This window comes from Flagellimonas lutimaris (assembly GCF_003581615.1).
Taxonomy (GTDB): domain Bacteria; phylum Bacteroidota; class Bacteroidia; order Flavobacteriales; family Flavobacteriaceae; genus Flagellimonas; species Flagellimonas lutimaris.
The window spans coordinates 1-679 of the sequence record NZ_QXFH01000010.1 but is presented as its reverse complement, the minus strand read 5'-3'; the positions used below and the strand labels follow the sequence as shown (position 1 = coordinate 679).

Genomic DNA, 679 nt, shown 5'->3' with positions numbered 1-679 from the left:
CAGCTGAATCACAAATGGTATAATCGATGGTGTACGTTCCTGCTTCGGTTCCCGGCACTACGCTAACACTTCCATCCTCGTTGATTATAAGTTGGTCCGTTGGTGTGGAACTCAAGATAACATCCACAGGAGCAACAGGTTCTCCATTATAGATATCGTTGGACAATACATTGCTGTCGGGTATAACTCCACCTTCTCCGGTTTCTGTTGTATAGGCATCATTGATAGCATCCAAGGTATTAGCACCTACCTCAATATATATGGTTGCAGAAGCACACACACTAGGGTCTGGCAATACATTGCAGACTTGGTAAATTATAGTAACTGTTGAATTGGATTCAGATGCTACAGGTGTATAGTTCACAAAACCAGTTTCGTCATCAAAAGTAACAACACCAGTTGCATCGCCGCCAATTCTTGATAAATTGGTAACACCTACGTTGTTTGCGGCATTATTTGGCAGATAGTCGTCATTCTCTAAAATATTTATCGTGACTTCAGTAGTTGCTGGTGTAGAACCAAAATCATCATTGGCATTAGCCGTTAATGGGTCAGGGTCTGTTTCATTTGGATTGCCATCATCATCGCAATCAAGTGCCTCCCAATCTGCTGATTGTGGCAAGGTTATACTCTCCGGATTGTAGTCGCATGGATCCAATGGGTCCGTTCCATCCTCGGT

The 679-nt window shown here is 43.2% G+C and carries 1 protein-coding gene; it reads right to left on the bottom strand.

Annotation, left to right across the window (positions count from 1 at the left end; all coding sequences use genetic code 11):
- A partial coding sequence (locus tag D2V08_RS17245) for an Ig-like domain-containing protein (RefSeq protein ID WP_500683409.1) occupies window positions 1-679 on the bottom strand: 679 nt, incomplete at both ends.